The sequence below is a fragment of the Bdellovibrionota bacterium genome, assembly GCA_040386775.1.
In the GTDB taxonomy this organism is placed as follows: domain Bacteria; phylum Bdellovibrionota; class Bdellovibrionia; order Bdellovibrionales; family JAEYZS01; genus JAEYZS01.
Map to the genome: position 1 here is coordinate 149,020 of JAZKEU010000011.1, position 23,538 is coordinate 172,557.

The window sequence follows — 23,538 nt, forward strand, 5'->3', positions numbered from 1 at the left end:
CTGGAATTTTTCGCTTGTAAATCTCACTTCTTATGCTACTTTACCAATCTTTAAATTTACAGATATTTAAATATAAAAAACCTAATAACTGACACCAATTTGTTGGCAGTTTATTAAAACCATTATTAAAAAAACCATAAGGGTACAGGCAGGAGCACAATGGCAACAAATTTAGACTTAGTTCGTAACATCGGGATTTCAGCCCACATCGATTCTGGTAAGACTACTCTTACCGAGCGTATCTTGTATTACACAGGACGTATTCATCAAATCCATGAAGTTCGTGGAAAAGATGGAGTTGGCGCGACAATGGATTCTATGGATCTTGAAAGAGAAAAAGGGATCACGATTAAATCTGCTGCTACATACTGCCGCTGGAAAGAATACACAATCAACATCATCGATACTCCGGGACACGTTGACTTCACAGTTGAAGTGGAAAGATCTTTAAGAGTTCTAGATGGCGCTATTCTTGTTCTTTGTTCTGTATCTGGTGTTCAAGCTCAAACTTTGACCGTGGATAGACAGATGAAGCGTTACAAAGTTCCACGTATCGCATTTGTTAACAAATGTGACCGCGTTGGTGCTAACCCTAAAAGAGTTTGTGCGCAAATCAGAGAAAAATTAAAATTGAACGCTGCCATGATTCAAATCCCAATCGGATTAGAAGACGCTCACGTGGGTCAAGTGGACCTCGTGAAAATGGTTGCTTACTACTACGAAGGCGATAACGGCGAAACTGTTGTTGAAAAACCAATTCCAGCGGAATTACTTGAAGATGCAAAAGCAACTAGAGCTGAGCTTATCAGCGTAGTTGCAGACTTCGACGAAGGCGTTGGAGAGAAATTCTTGATGGAAGAAGAAGTTGGCGCTGCCGAACTTCAAGAAGCGATCAGAAAAGGTGCACTTGGATTGAAATTCGTTCCGGTAATGTTGGGTTCAGCTTACAAGAACAAAGGTATTCAAGCGTTACTTGATGGCGTTGGAAACTATCTTCCAAATCCAACTGAAATTGAAAACGTTGCTTTAAACATTGATAAGAAAGAAGAAAAAATCGTACTTGAATCTGTGGATGATAAGCCACTTGTAATGCTTGCGTTCAAACTTGAGAAATCTCCTTATGGACAATTAACGTTCATGAGAATTTACCAAGGGACGATCAAAAAAGGCGATATGATCTATAACGTTGTTGATGGTAAGAAAGTTAAAGTTCCACGCTTAGTGCGCATGCATTCTGACGACATGGAAGATATCGAATCAGCATCAGCTGGAGATATCATCGCAAGTTTCGGTATTGAGTGTGCATCAGGGGATACTTTCACTGACGGTCAATGGAACGTGACATTAGAGTCTATGTACATTGCTGATCCAGTTATCTCTTTAGCGATTGCACCGAAAGATAAAACTTCGACTACAAACTTCTCTAAAGCTTTGAACAAGTTCACTAAAGAAGATCCAACTTTCAGAGTTCATAGAGACGAAGAATCTGCGGAAACAATTATTTCTGGAATGGGAGAATTGCATCTAGAGATTTACGTTGAACGTATGAAGCGTGAATTTGATACGGAAGTTGTCGTTGGTAAACCACAAGTTGCGTTTAGAGAAACAGTTGCAAAGTCTGTTGATTTCGTAACAGTTCATAAAAAACAAACTGGTGGTGCTGGTCAGTACGCAAAAATCGGTGGAAGAATGGAACCGCTTCCAGCTGATCCAGAAGATCCAAAGAAAATTTACGAATTCTCTGATGACACTAAGGGTGGATCGATTCCTCGTGAATACGTTCCAGCTTGTGACAAGGGTTTCCAAGAACAGCTTAAAAAAGGTATGTTGACTGGCGCTCCTGTAATCGGCGTGAAGATGATCGTTAACGACGGTGGATTCCATCCAGTGGATTCATCAGAAATGGCTTTCAGAATTTGTGCGCAAGCTGCGATCAGAGAAGCTTACATGTCAGCTCAACCGACAATCTTAGAACCAATCATGAAAGTGGAAATCACTGTTCCTGAAGAATTCCAAGGTGCGGTCATGGGTCAAGTGAACCAACGTCGTGGTGTTATCATGGGTTCTGGTACAGAACATGCTGAAACTACGATTGAGTGTGAAGTTCCATTAACAGAAATGTTTGGTTACTCAACTGATCTTCGTTCTGCAACTCAAGGTAAAGGTCAATTCTCTATGGAATTTGCTAAGTACTCTCCAGTACCAAGAGCAATCCAAGAAGATATGATCAAGGAATACCAAAAGAAAAGAGCTGAAGAAAATAAGAAGTAATTCTTAAAAATTAATCTAGAAATTGATAAGAGGCTCGTAATTTACGAGCCTCTTTTTTTTGCACCCATGACGCTCATAAAAGAGAGCAGTTTTTTCAAATTAACATCTTCCTTCTAGACAAAGCTATAAGATTAATTAAACTTCTCTACGACAAGGTGGGGTATTATGAAATTCATTGCGATCTCAATTATTTTTTTATTTATTCAAACTTCCTATGCAAATCCAAAATTGCATAACAAGCCTATTAAACTAAGAATAGTTGGGGGAACCGAAGTAAAGCTTGAGGATCTAGAAGCTAAGTCTACGGTTTCACTTCGCCGCGAAAATGGTGGCTTAATTAACAACTGCACCGGAACTTTGATTCATAAGAGATTAGTTTTAACTGCAGCACATTGTGTGGCAAATCATACAACCGTGAATGTAGAAAATTTGTACGTTGGTTTTGGCTTAGCGAAACCAAGTTGGGTAGATTCTTCTGATTCGGAAGTAAAATTTGTTACCCTCGAGACAGGAAGAATTCACCCTGAATACACAACAAATGGAGTAGACATTGCCCTTATTAAACTGAGTCAAGACGCACCAAAAGGTTGGAAGCCAGTTGAAATTGAAAGTGATGCAAGTGTGCTCAAAAAAGGCACTGAAGTTATTCTTGCTGGCTACGGACTTCGCAGTTATAACCCTCTGCTAAACGCCGGAAGTCTCTATAAAGTTACAGTTAAAATTGCCGAAACAGAAAAAAATGCACCTTATCTTTTTAATTATGCTTTTTTTGGTGGAGGAGGATGCCAGGGAGACTCCGGAGGACCAGGGTACATTCAAGATGGCAATAAACTCAAGTTACTCGGAGTTATCTCTGGAGGAGATCGTGATTGCTTGGGCCGCGGCTTCTTATCTTCCGTACCTTATGTCGCAGAGTGGATTAGCAAAATGGCCGTCGAGCTTATTGAAGAAGGATCACTCTAAACTCAAAATAAAGAAAGCACATCCTAGAGCTTATTACTTACAGGGTAAGCTCTAAAAAATTATTTTTCTATTATTATATTGCAGGAAATTTCTACGCTTTTGTCCAAAGCATCTAGGGGTTGAGTATTTAAAGGAATTATTTTTTCACCTATGCTCAATGTAGTTCTTGTTGTTCTAAAACTAGAAGCAGTTTGTTCAAATTGAATGACATACTCGGTGTAAACACCTTTGCCGCCAGGAATCTCATCACCACTGTAACTTGCTTCAACAATTCGAGTGTCTGGCGTTGTCATAATTATTAAAACTTCTTTAGGACAAAGGATCAGTTTATTTGCAAAATCAATAGACTCTTTACTGAACTCTCCAGAGTGAGACGCCCACAAATTCACACCACAGAAAAAAATAACCAAGCCAAATAAAATTGTTTTCATAAAAAATACCACCCAATTATGATTTAATAAGTTGAACTCCTAGAGACAATGAGAAGCCTTGTATTCGCATAGGATGATTTAAACTTAAAAATTATCGACTGACAAACAAACTTTCAGTATGAATATGCCAATGTCACTCCCTCAATCCTTCTACAGACAAAGTACGAAAAAAGTCGCAAAAGAGCTTTTGGGCAAAAAGCTTGTACGCATTTACAAAGGCAAGCGCATCTCAGGGATCATCACGGAGACCGAGGCTTATTTGGGGATTAAGGACATGGCCTGCCACTCTTTTGGAGGGCGAATGACGGAGAGATTAAAGCCCATGTATCTCGATGGTGGGCATTCTTATGTTTATTTTATTTATGGAATGTACTTCTGTTTTAACGTCGTCACTAGAACTTCGAAACACCCTGAAGCGGTGCTAATTCGCGCGTTAGAGCCGCTTGAAAATATCGAACTTATGAAGTCCTTCAGGGGCAAAGATGACCTCAAACAACTCACTACTGGTCCAGGAAAACTCGCGCAGGCTTTAAATATAACCAAGGATTTGAACGGTCTTTCTCTCGCCGAAAACCAAATCTTCATTGAAGATCATTCTAAAATAAGCCCCTCTAAAATCGTTATGAAACCGCGTATAGGCATAGACTACGCTGGAGAAGCAAAAGATTGGCCACTCAGATACTATATAAAAGATAGTCAGTTTATTTCAAAAAAGTAGGCTCGTCTCGATCTGAGACTAGAATATTGTCCCATGACGATTCCCCTATGAAAATCCCTCTATATTTCACTCTTTCAATGTTAAAATAATAATATATTTAGAGAGATCAAAGGGAGATTTATGAACCTGCAATTTGAATATTTTGATTTTACACCACGTAAAGAATTCGAAGAAAAAGCCAACGAAGTTCTTAACGATTTAAAAGGTCAAATTCCATTCGATTGCGAATGCGAAGCTCGCTGCACTTATTTTGCTAATAAATTTTTCTTCCAAATTATTTTTAAAACAGACGATGTGATTTTGAGTGCTCAATCTATTCTCGATCCAAAGAGAGAAGACACCGCTCAAAGAGGCTGGCAAGTAAAAGCCATCGACAACATGTCCAATCTTCTTCGCGGCCAACTCAATAAATTCAGAGAACCACTTTCACAATTAAAAGCAGTTTAAAAAATCAGGTTAACAGACGCATTTTGAGACACCTTTAGGCACACCTTTAGATACATGGGTGTGTAGAAATCACCAAGTTTCTATCTCAATTTTATAGATGTTACCACATCTCACATTAGACCTAACGCCTTTTCCTAATTCTGCGATAATATACTTATACAACTGAACGTATTCTAACAAAGTATAGGAGGGGCCTCATGGAATTACACAACCTAAAGTTAAATAGAACAATAATCCCATTTTCGAAATTCAAAGTCGATGGGTTCACCCCTCGTGAAGAATTTCAAAAGAAAGCTTATTCGATTCTAGAAGATATCATTGGTAAAATGCCAAGTGATGCAACTTTTTCTGCGGAATGCAAAAAAAGATTCGGTAAGTACTATTTTAATATAACAGTGAATGGGAGCAATACACATTTTGAAGCCAGTACAACTGTGGATCCTTCGGAAGAAGATTCTAAAGATCGTAATTGGCTGAACAAGGCGATTGAGGGACTTCATAACTCTATGAACATCCAAATCGATGACTGGTTACAGTCACGACGCCTCACCTAATATTATTATTAGGATGCTAGGACTCAATGGCCTGAAGACATCACTTTCATTAGTGATGTAATGAGGAGTGCATTTGTGAGACAAGCTTATTTTTCAGAGACGATATAAGCAATCCATGAATCGCACTCCTCTCCTATTTCTGAAGGAGAGAATTCGCCATTGCCTTCGCCCTTTGAGTCGTTACCTTCCCAATATACCGTGCTTTTTTTAAAACCCACTTCACTCAATAAATCTGTCAGCTCCGCAATGGTCCACATTCTCCAGTCATAGTAAAATACTTTTTCAATTTTCGGCTGACCCTTGAGTTTGTAGTGAATAAAAAATTCGGCTTCGTTCTTTACAGGGTTGTAGTTTATTTGGTCCCAAAAATAAGAGAAATCTTTGAATGGAGTTTCTTCTTCAATAGCTGCCTGACACTGTCCACCACCAAAACAGTCAATAATAAGAATTCCGTTCTTATTTAAAGTTCTCAGGCAATTTTCAAAATATTTTTTTAGCAGCTCTCTTTTCTTAAATAGAAAATATGAAAAATTAAGGGCAGCTATGATATCTGTAGGAGGGAGTTTTTTGTCTAAAACATTTTTATTCAAAACTTCGGTACGAGACTGCTGATCAGATGTGAGTTTTGGAAGGTAGTTTTTGAGACCATACTCAATAGGTTCTTTATCCAAATCCACACCTACTGCGGTAAAAGTCTTATCTAACCTTACCCATTCACAACATATAGAAAAAGTTCCGCAAAAGTCTTCTCTCAGAGATTTTGGATTTTTCTTTTTTATTTCCTTATAAGTTTTTAAAAAAAATTCCGCATCGTTTTTCGGATTTTGTACCGATTCGATGTAGTAGTGGTATTTATCAAATCCCTTGGGAACGTCTTTAGCTTTATTATCAGCTGCTTTGCTCATGATGCCTTACTTGTGTTTTACTATTGTTAAGGAATGTCGTTTAAAACTTCGTTAATCGCCTCGATAATATCATGCTTATGCGGAACAGAAGCCTCCTCAAGATTTGGATGGAGCCCAATTCCTGGAAGATTTTTTCCTGCATGAACTTTTGGCCTTGCATAGAGATCATAGAACAATTCCTGTGAAGCTCTATAAGCCAAATGCTCACCAAAGTTTGTGACTTCAGTGTCTTCGTTTACAAAAATGACTCTTTTTGTTTTCAAAATCGAATTTTTAATTGTTTGCCAGTCATAAGGATAAATCGATCTTAAATCAATCACTTCTAAAGACTTACCTTGCTCTTGCATTTCGATGGCAATCTCTTCGCAAATCAAAAGTGGTCTTCCGTAACTTACCACTGTGAGATCCGTTCCTTCTTTGACGATTTTCGCTTTCCCGATTTCAATTTTATGATGTTTGAGATCTGGCCATTTTGCTTTCCACTTTGTACGGTCTCCGAGTGGCGCATCGATCATGGCCTTCAATTCTGTTTCGCTCTCTGGTTCACCCGGAATTAATTCTTTCCCCTTAACTCTTAAAAGAGCTTTTGGTTTTAAGAACATCACCGGATTTGGATCTTCAATTGCGGCTAACAATAATCCGTAGGCATCCAGTGGTGTTGACGGCATTACAATTTTCCAACCTGGAAGTCTTGAGGCCCAGGCATCAAAGCTATGACTGTGGTAGAGCGATCCTCTGATACCTGCTCCCGTTGGAGTCATCAAAACCAACGGTAAAGTGACTTTGCCATTGGAGGCCCAATTCATATTTCCAACTAATTTTAAAAGATCGATAGTATTAAAGATGTAATCAACGAATTGAATCTCAGCCACACATCTTTCGCCAGTCATTGCGATTCCAGTCGCCATACCAACGATTCCTCTTTCATCCAGAGGTGTATTCCAAGTTGTTTTCAAGCCTTGAGTTGCCGTGAAAACTCCACCGAGAGGCATCCCCACATCTTGCCCAAAGATATCTTTCACTTCGAGATTTGTTTCAGCATAGTGAAGAGCCATTCTGATTGCTTGAGCCATATTTGCCATTAGAATTTTCTCCAATCCGCATTTTCGTTATTTACGAAAACATGATCCCAGATGGTATCGGCGCTTGGACCAACTTCAAGTCTCACGATTTCTAAATCACGCTTTGATTCTTCATCGTAGTCAAAATACATTTTTTTGATTTGCGCTTCAGTGATTAAGCCGTGCTTTAGAAGTTTGGCTTCTGTGATTTTTAATGGATCTTCTTCGTTGCTCACATAGCTTGCGCCCGAAGCTGAAGAATGTCCGTAAAGACGAGATACAAAGATCTCTACCAATGCGGGTTTTCTTTCTTTTCTAACATAGTCCATTTCTTCTTTGAGTCGGATGTAAGCTTCTTCCGGATCATTTCCGTAAATTGTTGAAGAACGAATTCCAAAAGCTCTTCCTCGATCACAGATGTTTTTTTCTCCGTGCTGAGAATCGTAGTTTGTTGAAATTCCCCACTTGTTGTTTTGCACAGTCATAAGCATTGGAAGCTCTCGACCTGGACGCGATGACCATACAAGTGCGGATGCAAAATCACCTTCTGCCGTTCCAGCATCACCGCCAGAAACCACTGTAATGCTCTTCGTATTACTTCTTTTTTGAACCCAAGCCGTACCGAGTGCTTGAGAGTACTGAACTTCAATGGGCGAGGTAATGGGCGCAATATTCCATTGCGGATAGCAGTAGTGACCAGAGAAATTTCTTCCACCCGTTGATGGATCTGTAGCTCTGTTCATGATGAGTCGGATCGAATCAATCATCGGCATGCCCATGGCAATCAATGTTGGCGTTGCTCTATAGTGCAAATGAAACCAATCGTGCTTGATACCTTGGCCTTTATTCGCCAAAAGCCCGAGGGGAACACCCATCGCTTCTTCCCCAGGTCCACCAATCCAAAAGAATGCCTCACCCATTTTATAAATACGAATGAGTCGCTCTTCTAAGATGCGAGTTTTAACCATTAAATTATGTATATTGAGAAGAAGCTCCTTAGGTAGTAAGAGCTTCTCATTCATCGCTTTTTTGCCCATACGCTAGAACATAAAGGTGAGCCGCACCTTTTGTAAAGTTTTGCGTCATTCTAACGCAAAAATTTATAAAAGGTGCGGCTCACCTTTTTTCGGCTCACTATTTTTTCAATTGGTGTTGGCTTCTTGGCTGCCTTTTTTCTGAGCAACAACGCCTTGAGGACCTACTAGTTGCAGATAGTCTGTCACGATACTTACTGATTCTGTAATGTCTGGGCGTTTTAAATATTCTTCAAGACGCTTTTTTGCATCAGCTTTCTTAGATTTTTTCTCTTTTTCTTCAGCTTTCTTTTCTTTGTCATTTAGGATTTCTGACAGAGTTACAAGCTTACCTTTCTTCTGAAGCTTTGCTAATTCTTCTGAGATTTTTTTGAACTCAGCATTCTTACCAACACGTTCTTCAGATTTTTTCTTCAACTCAGTAACAACTTTAGCATCCACTTTTGCCCAAGCACCTTCGCCTTTTTCAACGTAAGCGTCTTCAGAAGTGAATTGCGGAATTGCTTTTGGAGAAAGTGAATAATCTAAACTCTTCTCACCAATTTCATCTAAAGCGAAAGCACTTGGTAAAGTGATATCGCCATCCACACCACCATGCTGCGTAGATTTACCACCTGGAACGAAGAACATTCCAACTGTTACTTTATAAGCGCCTAAGTTTTTAGGAAGCGGAAGAACCGTTTGCACTGAACCTTTACCGAAAGTGTGATCGCCACCAACTATAACCGCTCTACCGTAATCTTTTAGTGCTCCAGCTAAAATCTCAGAAGCCGAAGCGCTCAATCTGCTAGTTAAAACCACAAGCGGACCGGAGTAATTCACTTCAGGATCTTGATCTGCGAGAACTTCAATTGTCGAAGATTTAGCGCCTTGAGTTTTTACGATGTTACCAGTCTTAATAAATAAACCGGTTAACTTCACTGCGTCCTCTAAAGATCCGCCGCCATTTTGAGAAAGGTCAAGAACAAGTCCGTCGATCTTTTCTTTTTGAGCTTCTTTTAAAAGTCTCTTCATATCTCTGTAGCAAGACCTGCCATTTGCATTCTTAGAATCATAGTAGAACGATGGAAGATTCAAGATACCAATTTTATATTTCTTTCCATTCACTTCTTTTGTTTGGTAAGAGATTTGAGCAGCTTCGTCTTCAAGATTGATTTTTGATCTTGTAAGAGTCACTTTCATGCTCTTCATTCCATCAGCTGTTTTTCTTAACACTGAAAGCGTAACCGTTGTTCCTTTTTTACCACGAATAAGTTTAACAACGTCTTTGAGTGGCATATCAACAACAGGCTCCATCTTCTCGCCTTTACCTTGGCCAACCGCAATGATTTTGTCTTGGCTTTCAAGTTCGGCTGAAGCAGCTGCTGCACCACCAGGGATCAATTGCTCGATCACGGTATATCCATCTTGCGATGAAAGTGTCGCGCCAATACCTTCTAAAGAAAGATTCATATGGATATTGAAATCCTCTAAATCATCCGCAGACAAGTAGCTAGAGTGTGGATCCATAGATCTTGCAAAAGAATCTAAAAGCGAAGCATATGTATCTGCATCCGCTTGCTCTCTTAATTTCTTAGAAGTTCTATCGTATCTTCTTTCGACCCAACCCTTTGCCTCATCTTCTTTCATGTCTGTAGAAACAAAATTTGCAACTTGGAATTGAATGTATCTTTTTTGAAAGTCTTCCAATTCAGTTTTATTTTTTGGATATTCTCTTTTTTGAGCATCCATTTGAAGAGTCATCTTATGATCCAATTTAAATTCTTTTCCTAAATATTTTTTCGCGAAGTCACTGCTCTCTGCCACTCTTTGCGTGTAGAGAATTTGAACTTTATCAAGAGGTGAGCAATCTTGCTTTGCAAGCCACTTCTCCATGCCACCCAAATCTTTTTTCATCTTGTCTACATCACTAGCTAATAAATAACCTTTAAGTGGATCTAATGATTTGATGTATTGATCAATTGTTCTATCTTCAACTTCTTTAGTGAATTGATTGTAGAGCATGTGCTGTCTGAGCATCGCACCCATAATCAAGTAGATATATCTGCAAGATAAATCACTCTTAGAAATTTTCTTTGTTACGACTTCTGAAGAAACAGGAGTTTTGATTAAGTCCTTCGACTTTTCCATTGATTTTTCTGCTGGATGATTCGGATCCACTTTTTGTGCGACATCAGCTTTCCGAGCTTCATTCTGCTTAGCGTTTTGAGCATTTACAATTCCTGTAGTCGAGAGAACACTAACGATGAGAACTATTAACCACAACTTTGCGAATTTCATTTAGACTCCTATTTATATCCTTGGTGTCGGATACCCTTCACACCTAAAGATTACCAGCAAGAATTGCCAGCAGCTTCGATTACCCAATATTCATCGGCATACGATTAGATAAGTATATGATTTTGGAGTTAAAAATGTAACTAAAGAACAAAATTTTAATATTTTTTTATCTAAACATCTTGGTCAGAATTGAGTATTCAATATAACGCATGTGCGACACCCAAAAGTGCAGGGCACTTTTGGGTAGGTGGTACTGCGTTATTTTCTATCCGGGCTGACTTAGGTCGAGTTGAAGTTGAGATTGGGTGAGGGTATGTCTCTCTGTGTGATTCAAGAACACTTCTTCTTTTACGTAATCAGATTCATGGGTGTGAATCACAAAGAAAGAATTGTCTGGGTATTTATGCTTCAAAATAAGCATCGCTTTGTAAATCAACTCTAAGTTCTTTGGATCATCATCAGACATACCAAATCTATGATGAGGATTTATGCCATAGGTCTTCATTGCCATCTCGACAGATTCAATCACCGCTCGCAGTTTTAATTCTGCCGTCGACATCATCTTGCCGCCAGTAAGTTGATTTTGAGTTTCTGGATGGCTCACTGGATAGAGACTGAGATAATTAGGTTCAAATGGCAAATGACCGTCTCTCACAAAAAGTTTAATTCCTTCTTTGATAGTTTCCGGAGCATGACCTCTTGCTGTAATCAGCGACATGGGTCTTTGATTAAAAGCTGCATGATAGAAGCACTGCCACGATGGACCTTTCCAATCAAACTCAGGTTTTGCAATTGCTGTTTGCAAGTCCTCACAGAACGACCGTAAGTTCACAGGCTTATCTTCATCTCTAAATCTTCTGAAGGAACCCAAAGTGTCCGTTGGATCAATGATGTAGTCTTTGTAGATACCAGATTTTCCGATTTCAGATAGATGTTTAGCAAAGTCACCCGATGATAATGCAATTTCAGCATTTGTCTTTTTATGGAAAACATAAATGGGAGTTCCTAGAAAGAAAACGTTGTCATCGAGATCGAAAAAATAAAAGCTTCGACCACCTTTTTCAAAGTTGCGGTCCGGCTCTTGGGCGCGTGTGATCCCGAGCTCAAGTTGGCTCTTTCTCTGGGCTTTTTTCTGTGCTTCTCTAAAGTTATAATCGTTTGAATTAGTCATATGCGTGTTGCGTCATAATACGGAAATCCCTTGGGAATATCAAGGTTTAAATGAATTGAGGAGGGAAATTAAGATGAACGGTCGAAAGCATTTGAGGAGACGGAATTAAACTAAAAGCAGTTTATACTCTCGCGGCCGAGCATAAATCATTTAAATTACTGAGCTTTATCGGCCTTGAGGTCGACCGTTCATCTTAATTTCCCTCCTCAATTCACTTTCGGCTGTTCATTTTTCAAACTCTCTTCTGCGTTTTAGTCTTTGAGGTCATCTTCTTTTTAGCGACCACCGGAGCTTTAGAGGCCTTTGCCTTCTTCGAAGCACCCTTAGCAATCACCTTTGTTACCTGCAAATCCACCTTATTGATCGGAGATTTTTTACTAGAAATCTTTTTCGCTTTCTTACCTTTGCCAGCTGACTTTGAGCCGCCTTCAGATTCTCCAAGCAGTTCAATGGCTTTTTCCATCGTAAAGTCTTCTGGTTTTTGTCCCTCAGGAAGCGAAACATTCTTCTTGCCCCACTTAATGTATGGACCATATTTTCCCGTCATGATTTGCAGCTTATCACCATCATGTTCACCGAGTTCTTTGATTACGGATGAACCTCTACCGCCTCTGCCTTTTTTCGGTTGCGCTAACATTTCGAGAGCTTTATTTAAATCCACCGCAAAGAAATCTTCTGTCTTAGGAATAGATCTGTAATCACCATCGCAAACGATGTAAGGACCAAATCTTCCGATACCAAGCTTGATGTCTTTTTGAGACTCCGTATGTTGCCCCAAAGTTTTTGGAAGACTTAAGAACAACAAGGCTTTCTCCATATCCACAGTGTCCATTGGGATGTGCGGAGGAATAGAAGTTCTCTTTGGTTTTTTCTCTGGATCTTTATTGTCTTCATTGTCACCAAGTTGTACGTAAGGACCATATCTTCCTGTGAGGACATAAATTGGTAATCCAGTTTTAGGATCTTTACCTAGAGAATCTGCCCCATTGATTTTTTGATCAATCAACTCATTTGCAAATGCTTCCGTGATTTCAGATGGAGGTCGGCTTTCTGGAAGAGAAGCACACTGTTCTTCTTTTCCATTCTTGCGGCAAACGTATGCTCCATATCTACCAACTCTAAAGCTCAACATCTCTAGACCTTGAACGTTCATTGAGCGAGCTTCATCGGCATCGATGATCTTTTCTTGTTTTTCAACCATGCTTCTCAAACCTGTTTTACCCATGTAAATGGATTTCAGGTAAGTCACCCAGTCTAAATTTCCTTCTGCAATCTCATCGAGATTTTCTTCCATCCCTGCCGTGAACTTTAGGTCCACGTATTCTGGAAAATAGTTAGAAAGAAGTTTTGAAACAATAAGTGCCGTAAATGTTGGAATTAAAGTGTTACCCTGACGAGACACATAACCGCGATCCACAATCGTGCTAATGGTAGAAGCATATGTTGATGGTCTTCCGATACCTTCTTTTTCTAGAACCTGAATCAATCCCGCTTCCGTAAATCTTGATGGCGGCTTTGTTTCGTGTTCTGTTTTTTTAGAAGAAACGATATCAATCATCTCCCCTGCTTTTAAAACTGGTAATGTTTCTTCTTCTTGATTTTGATCATCCGTCGCTTCTTCGTAAACTTTTAGGAAGCCTTGAAATTCAATCACCGTCCCAGAAGATGAGAAAATGCTTTTCTCGTGTGAAAGTTTAATTTGAACTTGTCTCTGTTGAGAATTCGCCATTTGACAAGCGAGCGTTCTTTTCCATATCAAATCGTAAAGCTTGTATGCATCCCCAGATAATCCACTCTCATCGGGATCAACGAACTTGCTACCTGAAGGTCTAATTGCTTCATGGGCTTCTTGAGCGCCTTTTACTTTTTTGCCTTTGAAAGTTCTAACTTCTTTGGACAAGAATTTATCGCCATAAAGTTTTTTAACGCTATCGCGAGCAGCCTTGATTGCTTGCTCCGAAAGATTTACGGAATCAGTTCTCATGTAAGTGATGAAACCTTTTTCATAAAGCTCTTGTGCTGTTCTCATTGTCTGTCTTGATGGCCAGCCGAATTTTCTCGAAGCATCCTGTTGAAGTGAAGACGTAATGAACGGAGCGTACGGTTCACGGCTGATTGGTCTTTCATCGACGCTTTCAACTTTTAATTTTTTGCCTTTAAGGCCATCAACGATTTTTTGTGCGGTCTTATCATCCAGGACTAAAATTTGAGATTGTTTGTCTTTTGGAACTTCGCCCGTTTCTTGATCAAAGTCTTTTCCCGTAGCAATTCTTTTCCCGTCGAATTGTGACAACTTTGAGGTAAAATTTTGTTTCGCTTTCTCAAGTTCGTTCTCGACTCCACAGTAAAGAGCTTTTTTGAATTTGAATCTTGAAAGTTCTCTTTCCGAAACCAGCCTCAATGCCACCGATTGAACACGGCCCGCAGACAATCCGTAAGCTACTTTTTTCCAGATGAGTGGGGATAGAGAAAAGCCCACCAAACGATCTAGAATTCTACGCGCCTCTTGAGCACGAACTAAGTTGTCATCAATCTTTCTGGTGTTCTTAAGTGAAGCTTGAATGGCCTCCTCTGTGATCTCGTGGAACACCATGCGCTTTACGGGAATTTTTGGTTTTAGCACTTCTAACAAGTGCCAAGAAATACTTTCTCCCTCCCTGTCTTCGTCGGTTGCGAGATAGAGCTCTTGAGCCTGTTCCATTTTGTCTTTGAGTGTACTTACAATTTTTTTCTTGTCATTGGGAATGCAATAGAGCGGCTCGAATTCATTTTCAACATCGACACCGAGTCTTGCCCATTTTTGTTTTTTATATTTTTCAGGAACGTCTTTTGCGGTCTTCGGAAGATCTCGAATATGCCCCATACAAGATTCAACAATATAGTCTTTACCCAAAAACTTTTTGATGGTTTTTGCTTTGGTTGGAGACTCCACAATCACTAATTTTTTTCCGCCAGCTACAACTTTTGCCATTTTTCCTCAAGCGCGTTTTCTCTTATATATAAGGGGTCATTGACAATGACTTCCCTTTTTAAAAAATGAGGGCCACGGCGTATTTTAGCAAGTAGAAATTTTGTTGGTGCGCATTAAAATCTAGATTCTTCGAATGTTTCTAAGTCTTTAAGAATGGTCTCGGTCACCCTCTCAAAGCGCCGAGTTATGGGATTTATTTTTTCGCGACGATAAATAATCTTCAAAACTGTATGCCCAGTTGCTGCATCTTTGTGCATAAACGTTTGCGGAAAACTCATCGAATGCTTCAAATTCACACGAATTAAATTTCCTTCACTGCGATCAAAATTCCAAATTTCAATTTCATTATGTTTCGGAATGATCCATGAATGACCTTCCAAACTAAAAAATCCTTTTAGTATTTCGTTTGAATCGTAAGTGTATTCAGTTTCATTTTTTTTATGTACAATTCTTAGAGAATGCGAGTCTTCACTTAAGAAAGCTTCGTAATTTCTTGTAGGACTTAAAGTTCCAACCACTACGTCTTCACGAAAGAGACTCGAGCATACCGGAGTCATAGCTGCTGCTATCACACTGAGTGAAAGGAAAAATGTTAGAGTCACAAGAAAGATCTTCATTAAGCCAAGTAATTGCAAACCTTAAGCCTTTCTCCAAACCTTTTTAAAGGTCACACACTCCAAATAACTCTACTTGGAAGGTCCTAAGCTGAATAATCCTTTTACATCCAGAGCCCTTTTACGTAAACTTAAACCTATGCAATCACTTGAGCAATTCACTAAATCAGAGACCCAAATTCAGTATGTTTTTTGTGATATTGACGACACCATCACTGAGCACGGAAAACTTCCCGCAAACTCCTACAAAGCCCTTTGGGATTTAAAAGAAAAAGGCATTCACGTAATTCCGGTCACTGGTCGACCTGCCGGATGGTGCGAGATGATCGCGAGATTTTGGCCCGTGAGTGGCGTGATTGGGGAAAATGGTGCGCTTTATTACCGTTATGTGGGCGGAAAAATGAAACGCCACTACATGCTAAAAGAAAAAGACATTCAAAAAAATCGAAAAAAATTGGATAAACTTTCCAAAGAAATACTTAAAAAAGTAAAAGGCTCTGCTATTTCCTCTGATCAATTTTGTAGAATTTTTGATTTAGCCGTGGATTTTTGTGAAGATGTAAAACCTCTGCCCAAAAAGAAAGTAGATCAAATCGTGGAAATTTTTGAGAAACACAAAGCTCAAGCCAAAGTATCTAGTATTCATGTTAACGGATGGTTCGGAAAGTACGACAAACTTTCTATGTGCAAAGTTTTTATGAAAAAAGAATTCAAATTCGATATCTTAAAACAAAATAAGCTCTGCGCTTTTATAGGCGATTCTCCAAATGATGAACCGATGTTCCATTTTTTTGTGAATAGCTTTGCTGTCCATAACATTACAAATTTTCTTGATAGCCTAAAACATAAACCGGCTTTTGTGACCCCTTCAAATGGGGCAAGTGGATTCGTAGAATTCGCTGAAAAGATCTTGAGCTAGCTTATCTCCAAAAATCTTTAACTTCATACATAAGCCTTATTAATAAGTGATTTCCTTTGGTTTTAGCGCGATAAGAACCATTCCTGTTAAAACCAAAACTCCTCCTGCGATTTGAACCAAACCCATTCGCTCTCCCAAAAATAAAGATGCGACAATCACACCAAATATAGGTTCTGTCGTGCTTAAGATCGAAGCTTCCGATGAATTTACTTTTTGAAGTCCCGCAAGGAACAATGTGAGAGGAATTAAAGAACAAACAATTGCCATTCCCACAATCAAACCAAAATTATTTGTAATGACCTCAATGGGACGATCCAAATTTCTAAAGTTCAGAATACAAAGTGTTAAGCCTGCTCCCAACTGCACATAAAAACTTGAACCCATAAAGCTTACGTTTTCTAAAAATTTTCTAGATACTAAAATATAAATGGAATAGAAAAATGCGGAAGCCAATCCGTAAATTAAAAATACCGCGCCACTCACCGCCCATTCACCCCACACCAAACCTACAAGACCAACTGAGGATAAAACCAAGGCAATAAAACCCTTTATACCAATGTGCTCTTTAAAGACCAACCTTGCACCAATAGCCACCATCACAGGATAGGTGTACAAAAGTAAAACTGTAAGAGATGCCGAGATCCCTTGAAGTGCTAAAAAATAACAACTAGAGAAAACAGCGTAACCTAAAATCCCTAACAGCATTGAGATCAAAGAGCTTTTCCAAGACATTTTGAAAGCTTTTCTCTGAAAGAGAGCCAAAAAAATTCCAAGTAAAATCGCGGAAGTTAAAAATCTCAAACCGAGGAGCTCTCCCGGTAAAATATTATTCTGATAAGCAGTTTTTCCAAATAATCCCAGGAAGCCAAAGAATGCTCCAGAAAGAATAATCTGTGTAAAACCGATATGCTTTTGACTCATATCGAATAGGATAAAGCTTTTTTGTGTAGACTCAAACAAATTCCCTGTTTGATATTGACGGAAGTTTAAGCACTATCTTACTTAAGACTTGAACCGTAACCGAACTAACCTTTAGGAGTTCATATGTCGAAATATATTTTAACACTCATCGGAGTATCTTTACTTTCTCTTTCCGCAAATGCTTCGTTAATTGTAAATTGTAAAACGAAACAAGATAACGTATCTGCGCAACTTCAATTTGAAGGTTCTTCTGTTTACATCCAAGTAGCAAAGAACAAAGCTCTCACTCACACCACTCAAGGCATAGCAATCTTTAATCAAAAATGGAATAGCATCACTGCAGACGGAACATCTCAAACTTCAGATGAATTAAAAGGAGTAAAAATCTACTTTGAATCTTCAAGACACCAAAATATCTCTGCATCCATTCGTCCATACGGATCGACTTCAGAAATATTATACCCAGGAACTGAGGGTATCATCGTAGTCGGTATGACTTGTGATCAACCCTACTCTGCCATTTACAGCGAAGTGATAAACTGATTGTTCCAAAAGAAAAGGCTTTGAAATTCATTCAAAGCCTTTCTAACAAAAAATCAAAAAATTAACGAAGGCACCAGAATTTCGCGCTTCCTTTGATTGAGCAAGGTGCCTTTGTAGCGCTATTCACTGACCACTTTGATTTTTGATAAATACTACCACCGCAATAGTTGTACGCATAACTTCTAGATGCTTGTTGTGCAGTTTTAAGAGCGTCTTCATAATTTACGTTTTCGCATGAAGCCTCACCCGGAGCTGAAAAAGTACGACATCCTTCAACACAATTATTATGAGGATTGCAAGAGTTTACAGGACACAGTTCCCCTGCAGATGCCATAGTTGATAAGAAACATGTAACCAATAATATTTTTAGTATTTTCATTTAGATTCCCCCTTAATCTGAACAGTAATTCAGCTTTTAATATTCAGTCACTGAAAAATTAATAAAATAGGTACCAGATTCCTTTTTGTCCATTTGCGCGTCAAAAAATTCACCTTTCGACGTCGGTCGTATGGAAATAAGCAAGATCATCCCCATAAAATATGGCGTGCTGTACCTCTTCGATGTACAAAGCAATACCAGGAGTATGTCGGGGTATTTCCTTCTCAAAAACGTGGAACATGTCCAACATTTATACAATTGAGTTATTTTTTCCATCTTGAAATTTAATCGATTTTTTTATGCTACATTGCTCACTCACTTTTAAATTAACCTACCTTAAGGAGACTTATGAAGAAATTAATCGTATTAGCTGCAATGTCTATTTCGGCAAACGCATTTGCGAGTGCCGATGCTTACTATACTGACTGTAAAAAAAATGAGTCAGATAAAGAATGCGTACAAAGAATCGTAAAAGAAAGCGATGTTATGACTCAAAATTTTTACACAGGCAAAGAGTCTGAACGTCCTATGATATATAATGCAATTTATGGTAAGGCTAACATAACTCTTATTCAGGAAGCTGGCGAAGGCGGAACTGTTTTTACAAGCTATCTCTTAGTTTATAAAGTTTCTGGCACAGAACTCAGTGGGCTAAAGGCTGCTGCATTTTCTGTTACTTTAGAGAAATCACTAGAGGATACAGGTAAAAAACCTAAAGTAGTTGGTAGATCAATTCTTTCTTCTAGCATCAAAATCTTAACTGGAGCCACAGAAGAATAATATTAGAAATAAAATAACTAATTAACAGAATACACGCCCTGAATACAAAAGCTCTGATCATGCGATCAGAGCTTTTTTTATTTTTAAATTATTTTTTGATTTTTAAATCTGTCAAAGCCGCAAAAGGATTATTGAAGGTTGGCTTTGGTGGCGGCTTAGGACGATCAAACTGCGGTCTACCACCCTGTTGCCCTCCTCTAGCCTGCGGTGGACGTCTGTCGTCTTGAGCTTGTCTTTGCGGAGGTCTTCCACCTTGCGGACGATCATCACGTCTCGGGCGATCACCTTGCGGTCTCGCCTGATCGTTTCTCGGCCGGTCATTTCTTGCCGACCCATCTCTTTGCGGGCGAACTTGAGCCGCCCTTTGAGGACGTTCCGTCAATTTCATCGTTAAGAAGATTTGGTTTTTCTCTAGATCTACCTTTAAAATTTTCACTTCGACTTGATCGCCTGGGCTTACAACTTTTCTAGGATCATCCACGAATTCATGAGTGAGTTCAGAAATATGAACCAGACCATCTTGGTGAACGCCGATATCAACAAAAGCTCCAAAGTTCGTAACGTTAGTCACTAATCCTGGACAGATCATTTCTTCTTTTAAATCTTTCACTTCAAAAATATCATCTCTATATGAAAACACCTTAAAGATATTTCTAGGATCTCTTCCTGGCTTCTCAAGCTCCTTAATCATGTCGTTGAATGTGAACTCTCCAACAAGCTCCGCCCATTTAGTTCTGAGTTCTACAAGTTTCTTTGCACCCTCACCAATCAAGCCAGAAACTGTTAAATTCAATTCCTTAGCCATATCACGAAGAGCAGAATATCTTTCTGGATGAATCCCTGTTTGATCCAAAACATTTGGACCATTCATCACTCTCAAGAATCCTGCGGATTGTTCAAAAGCTTTGGTAGAGAATTGTGGAACTTTTAAAAGCTCAGAGCGGTCTTTGAAAAGGCCATTCTTACCACGGTATTCAACAATGTTTTTCGCAGTCGCAGGCCCAATACCTGAAATGAATTGAAGTAAATATGAAGAAGCTGTGTTGAGATCAATCCCCACGTTGTTCACGCAAGACTCTACAACACCTGTTAAGCTCTTCTCAAGTTTTGTCGGAGTAATATCATGTTGGTATTGACCCACGCCGATGCTTTTAGGATCAATTTTTACAAGCTCAGACAATGGATCTTGAAGGCGTCTTGCAATCGAGATTGCTCCGCGAATTGTTAAATCTAATTCTGGAAACTCTTCTCTCGCTACATCTGATGCAGAGTAAACTGATGCACCTGATTCGTTCACCATAATGATGGGGACATCTTTTTCTAGTTTCTTTAAAACTTTTCTAATGAAAATTTCTGTTTCTCTTCCCGCCGTTCCATTTCCCACGGCAATGGCTTCTACCTTTACGTGACCAAGTAATTCTTTGAATAATTTCTCTGCGTTGGCTTCAGCATTTGAACCCAGGATATCCATGATTGTATGAGAAATGTATTTTCCTGTATGATCTACTAGGGCAACTTTAGACCCGCTCTTTAATCCTGGATCTACTCCAAGAACACATTTTGGACCAAATGGACTTGCAAGTAAGATCTTTCTTACGTTTTCTGCAAATACATCCGTTGCATGAAGATCAGCCGTATCCTTTAATTTTTTATGAATTTCATTTCCGATTGATGGCATCACGTGAAGATCTAGAGCGTTCTTTGCCATGTCTTCAAGGAAAGGACGAGCTTGGTTGTTTGTGGTCACAGAAAAATCTACGAATCTTTTTAAGATCAATTCTGTTTCGCCTTCGATGTTAAGAGTTAGTTCGCTCTCATTCCAACCTCTTCTCATAGCCATGTATCTATAAGATACTTTTGGACCAAGAAGTTTTTGAATTCCCTCTTCGAAATCAATGTACATATCGTATTTAGAGTTGGCCTTAAATTTTTTGCCCTTTTTAGAGACAACTTTTCCTTTGGCCATCAAGTTATCACGAACAAAAGCTCTCAAGTCTTGATCGTTCGTTAATTTTTCGATCAGAATAGCTTCTGCACCTTTTAGAACTTCTTGATAAGTTGCAAAATGATGTTCTACGTTTTGGAAAGTCTTTGCCTTCACTTCAAGAGACATAGAATCAGAAACTGTACCATTACCCAAATCCCAAATCCACTGAGCGAAAGGTTCGATACCTGCATCTCTTGCCATTTTGGCTTTTGTTTTCTTTTTCTTTTTGTACGGACGATAGAGCTCTTCCAACTCATCGATGTCCATTGTCGTCACCAAACGCTTTTTAAGATCGTCCGTAAGATTTCCTTGGCCTTCGAGTTCTTTTACGATGAAAGCTTGTCTCGTAATAAGCTCGTCGTAATTTTCATTGGCCTCAAGCACATCTCTGATTTGTATTTCATCCAAGTTGCCCGTTTTTTCTTTTCTATAGCGTGCGATAAATGGAACAGTGCCGCCTTCTTTATGAAGAGCAATAACTGCTTGAATTGAATGCATGTTGATCTTTGGAAGGTATTTTTTGAAGTAACTTTCTATTGTAACAGCCATATATAGCTAAACCCCATTGTATTAATTTATCCAGCTTATCCAGCTTACAACTTGAACTATGTTGACAAACAGAGTAAAAATCGTGTTTTACTAACCTACCTAACTTATGGCTGGTGTAGCAGCTCGAAAATATATTCTATTAAGGGAAAAGATGGCAAGAGATGATTTAGCTCAGATTGAAGGTAAAGTTACAGACGCCGGTGCTGGTGGACTTTATAAAGTGGAACTTGAAAATGGGATGACCATTGCAACAAAGCTTTGCGGAAAGATGAGACGTTTTAATATTCGCGTAGTAGTTGGTGACAAAGTCACTGTGGGCGTATCACCGTATGATCCTTCACACGGCTTAATTCTCTTCCGTCACAAGTAATTTCGAGCCTTCATATTCTGCCTTAAATGTTCTATTTAAGGCTTATAATTAACGATAAGTGTTTTTAATCCCGCCTCGAAGAGTACATCGATGTAATTGTCACGTTTTTGCATAACAACTCCCCATCCATGAACTTTATGACTGATTGGAGCTTTGAGCTCGAAATCCTCTGTCATTTTATATTCGATCGGCTTTTCCACGGACAATTGCTTGTGTAGCTTTAGCCATTTTTTGTAATGATCTTGATCATCTGAAGACATATTTTTGAAGTCTTCTTTTGTGATTGGTGCATTAGTAGCTGGATTTTCTGCTGTGTGAGCGGGTCTTGGCGGTATTTTTACCTTTGCCGCTTTCTTTGCTTTTGCCTTTGGTTCAGCTTTCACTGCAACTTTAGCTTCGACCACTGGTTGTTTCTCAGCCTTTTTTTCGGCTTTTTTCGCTGGAGTTTTTACTGCTGATGATTTCACTATTGCCTTTTTGATGCCTTGAGTTTTGGTTTTGGATACTTTCTTCTTTTTTTGCATACCCATTCGCCCCTAAGTTATGTTAATTTTTTTTAAGCCACCTAAGTTTACCTAATAATTTTTTTTAGGTTCAAGGATGTTATATGTCAATAGCTTGTTCAGAATTGTTATCAACTTATCCCGAGCTTTTAAGCCTGGCCAAAGGAGATAAGGATGTTCTCATTGAGGATGTAAGTCCATCAGAAAAAGGAAAAAAGGGATCAATCGTTTTTATTTCAAACGAAAAGCACTTCGCTCTTGCGCTTCAAAATGGTGTCTCTTGCCTCGTTATTCCCTCTCAATTCAAAGATAAAGCACTTCCATTCATTACTACGCAAACTTTGCTGCTTTCACCGAATACAACTCTAGCTATGGCGCTAGTAATCAATAAGTTCTTTAATCCCGGCTATCCAAAATTAGAATCGCTCATCCATCCAACGGCCCAAGTTCACCCAACTGCAAAGATTGGTAAAAACGTAGAAATTGGCGCGTACTGTGTCATTGCTCAGGATGTTCAAATTGGAGCAAATACTAAAATCCATGCTCATGTGGTGATTGAGCACGATGTAAAAGTTGGGTCGGATACAGTTCTATTCCCGTTTGTTTTCTTGGGAAACAAAACTGAAGTAGGAAACAATTGCGAAATCAAACCTCACGCAAGTATCGGCACAGAAGGTTATGGCTTCGCCCACGATGAAAAAGGCAAACATTACAGAATTCCTCAAAGAGGTATCGTGGTCATTGAAGACAATGTTTCTATTGGCTCTCAATGTACAATCGATCGCGCAACTTTTGAAGTGACGAGAGTTGGTGAAGGCACAAAGATGGATAATATGATTCACGTAGCTCACAACACTCAACTTGGTAAACATGGACTTTATGCGGGCGGCAGCGTGATCGCTGGATCTGCAAAGATTGGTGATCATGTTGTTATCGGTGGACACTCTTCTATTGGTGGACACATCGAAATCGCAGACAAGGTCACCGTGAGCGGAAGAAGTGCAGTACCAAGCAGCATCACTGAACCTGGAATGTACGGCGGTCATCCCGTAGAACCACTAAAAGATCACTTAAGAACTCAAGCCTCTTTAAGAAAACTCAATCAAGGCCTTAAAGATTTAAGAAAAATCATGAAGCACTTAAACATCGCAGGCGACAAGGAATAGT

At 39.2% G+C, this 23,538-nt stretch carries 22 protein-coding genes; 10 read left to right on the forward strand and 12 right to left on the reverse strand.

Annotation, left to right across the window (positions count from 1 at the left end; genetic code table 11):
* Positions 1-159: 159 nt before the first annotated feature.
* Together fusA and V4596_06510 are read left to right on the forward strand one after the other, a co-directional pair.
* Positions 160-2,271 carry an elongation factor G gene (gene fusA / locus V4596_06505; protein ID MES2768781.1) on the forward strand — a complete coding sequence of 704 codons (2,112 nt, stop codon included), beginning with the start codon at positions 160-162 and terminating at the stop codon, positions 2,269-2,271.
* A gap of 165 nt (positions 2,272-2,436) precedes the next feature.
* On the forward strand, positions 2,437-3,234 hold the full coding sequence (locus tag V4596_06510; GenBank protein MES2768782.1) for a trypsin-like serine protease: 798 nt from the start codon (positions 2,437-2,439) through the stop codon (positions 3,232-3,234).
* A gap of 59 nt (positions 3,235-3,293) precedes the next feature.
* Here V4596_06510 and V4596_06515 read toward each other — a convergent pair whose 3' ends face one another.
* Positions 3,294-3,665, reverse strand: coding sequence for a hypothetical protein (locus tag V4596_06515; GenBank protein MES2768783.1), 372 nt, complete (start codon positions 3,663-3,665; stop codon positions 3,294-3,296).
* Between the two features lie 118 nt (positions 3,666-3,783).
* On the opposite strand from V4596_06515, the gene V4596_06520 reads away from it, so the two are divergent.
* The 3 genes from V4596_06520 to V4596_06530 all read left to right on the forward strand — a co-directional run bounded on the left by V4596_06520 (position 3,784) and on the right by V4596_06530 (position 5,384).
* Positions 3,784-4,383: a DNA-3-methyladenine glycosylase gene (locus V4596_06520; GenBank protein ID MES2768784.1), complete on the forward strand. Its 600-nt coding sequence runs from the start codon at positions 3,784-3,786 to the stop codon at positions 4,381-4,383.
* Positions 4,384-4,503: 120 nt separating this feature from the next.
* A complete protein-coding gene (locus V4596_06525) occupies positions 4,504-4,830 on the forward strand; it encodes a hypothetical protein (protein ID MES2768785.1) in 327 nt (108 codons plus the stop codon).
* 197 nt (positions 4,831-5,027) lie between these two features.
* A complete protein-coding gene (locus V4596_06530; GenBank protein ID MES2768786.1) occupies positions 5,028-5,384 on the forward strand; it encodes a hypothetical protein in 357 nt (118 codons plus the stop codon).
* An 86-nt stretch (positions 5,385-5,470) separates the two neighbouring features.
* Here the strand turns inward: V4596_06530 and V4596_06535 are convergent, their stop codons facing one another.
* The 7 genes from V4596_06535 to V4596_06565 all read right to left on the reverse strand — a co-directional run bounded on the left by V4596_06535 (position 5,471) and on the right by V4596_06565 (position 15,423).
* On the reverse strand, positions 5,471-6,289 hold the full coding sequence (locus tag V4596_06535) for a class I SAM-dependent methyltransferase (protein ID MES2768787.1): 819 nt from the start codon (positions 6,287-6,289) through the stop codon (positions 5,471-5,473).
* A gap of 26 nt (positions 6,290-6,315) precedes the next feature.
* Positions 6,316-7,371 (reverse strand): transketolase C-terminal domain-containing protein, encoded by a 1,056-nt coding sequence (locus V4596_06540; protein ID MES2768788.1) that lies wholly within the window; start codon positions 7,369-7,371, stop codon positions 6,316-6,318.
* Entirely contained in the window at positions 7,371-8,387 is a 1,017-nt protein-coding gene (locus V4596_06545) for a thiamine pyrophosphate-dependent dehydrogenase E1 component subunit alpha (protein MES2768789.1), read from the reverse strand. Before V4596_06545 ends, V4596_06540 begins: the two co-directional genes overlap by 1 nt.
* Before the next feature lie 105 nt (positions 8,388-8,492).
* Positions 8,493-10,664, reverse strand: a complete 2,172-nt coding sequence (locus tag V4596_06550) for a S41 family peptidase (protein MES2768790.1) — start codon at positions 10,662-10,664, stop codon at positions 8,493-8,495.
* 265 nt (positions 10,665-10,929) lie between these two features.
* Complete coding sequence (locus V4596_06555; GenBank protein MES2768791.1) at positions 10,930-11,835, reverse strand: hypothetical protein; 906 nt, start codon at positions 11,833-11,835, stop codon at positions 10,930-10,932.
* A 232-nt stretch (positions 11,836-12,067) separates the two neighbouring features.
* The gene (gene topA / locus V4596_06560; GenBank protein MES2768792.1) at positions 12,068-14,806 is read right to left on the reverse strand and encodes a type I DNA topoisomerase; all 2,739 of its coding nucleotides are present in this window, start codon (positions 14,804-14,806) and stop codon (positions 12,068-12,070) included.
* 113 nt (positions 14,807-14,919) lie between these two features.
* Positions 14,920-15,423, reverse strand: coding sequence for a hypothetical protein (locus V4596_06565; GenBank protein ID MES2768793.1), 504 nt, complete (start codon positions 15,421-15,423; stop codon positions 14,920-14,922).
* Positions 15,424-15,559: 136 nt separating this feature from the next.
* On the opposite strand from V4596_06565, the gene V4596_06570 reads away from it, so the two are divergent.
* On the forward strand, positions 15,560-16,339 hold the full coding sequence (locus V4596_06570) for an HAD-IIB family hydrolase (protein MES2768794.1): 780 nt from the start codon (positions 15,560-15,562) through the stop codon (positions 16,337-16,339).
* A 39-nt stretch (positions 16,340-16,378) separates the two neighbouring features.
* On the opposite strand, the gene V4596_06575 is transcribed toward V4596_06570, so the two are convergent.
* Positions 16,379-17,260 (reverse strand): DMT family transporter, encoded by an 882-nt coding sequence (locus tag V4596_06575; protein ID MES2768795.1) that lies wholly within the window; start codon positions 17,258-17,260, stop codon positions 16,379-16,381.
* A gap of 123 nt (positions 17,261-17,383) precedes the next feature.
* Between V4596_06575 and V4596_06580 the strand changes: the two genes are divergently transcribed.
* A complete protein-coding gene (locus V4596_06580) occupies positions 17,384-17,803 on the forward strand; it encodes a hypothetical protein (protein MES2768796.1) in 420 nt (139 codons plus the stop codon).
* 61 nt (positions 17,804-17,864) lie between these two features.
* On the opposite strand, the gene V4596_06585 is transcribed toward V4596_06580, so the two are convergent.
* Positions 17,865-18,182: a hypothetical protein gene (locus V4596_06585; protein ID MES2768797.1), complete on the reverse strand. Its 318-nt coding sequence runs from the start codon at positions 18,180-18,182 to the stop codon at positions 17,865-17,867.
* A gap of 348 nt (positions 18,183-18,530) precedes the next feature.
* Between V4596_06585 and V4596_06590 the strand changes: the two genes are divergently transcribed.
* On the forward strand, positions 18,531-18,962 hold the full coding sequence (locus V4596_06590) for a hypothetical protein (protein ID MES2768798.1): 432 nt from the start codon (positions 18,531-18,533) through the stop codon (positions 18,960-18,962).
* Between the two features lie 88 nt (positions 18,963-19,050).
* Here V4596_06590 and V4596_06595 read toward each other — a convergent pair whose 3' ends face one another.
* Positions 19,051-21,498, reverse strand: a complete 2,448-nt coding sequence (locus V4596_06595) for a Tex-like N-terminal domain-containing protein (protein MES2768799.1) — start codon at positions 21,496-21,498, stop codon at positions 19,051-19,053.
* Positions 21,499-21,649: 151 nt separating this feature from the next.
* Between V4596_06595 and infA the strand changes: the two genes are divergently transcribed.
* Positions 21,650-21,868 (forward strand): translation initiation factor IF-1, encoded by a 219-nt coding sequence (gene infA / locus V4596_06600; protein MES2768800.1) that lies wholly within the window; start codon positions 21,650-21,652, stop codon positions 21,866-21,868.
* Between the two features lie 35 nt (positions 21,869-21,903).
* Here infA and V4596_06605 read toward each other — a convergent pair whose 3' ends face one another.
* Entirely contained in the window at positions 21,904-22,392 is a 489-nt protein-coding gene (locus tag V4596_06605; protein MES2768801.1) for a hypothetical protein, read from the reverse strand.
* An 83-nt stretch (positions 22,393-22,475) separates the two neighbouring features.
* Between V4596_06605 and lpxD the strand changes: the two genes are divergently transcribed.
* The gene (lpxD, locus tag V4596_06610; GenBank protein MES2768802.1) at positions 22,476-23,537 is read left to right on the forward strand and encodes a UDP-3-O-(3-hydroxymyristoyl)glucosamine N-acyltransferase; all 1,062 of its coding nucleotides are present in this window, start codon (positions 22,476-22,478) and stop codon (positions 23,535-23,537) included.
* The last annotated feature ends 1 nt before the right edge of the window (position 23,538 follow it).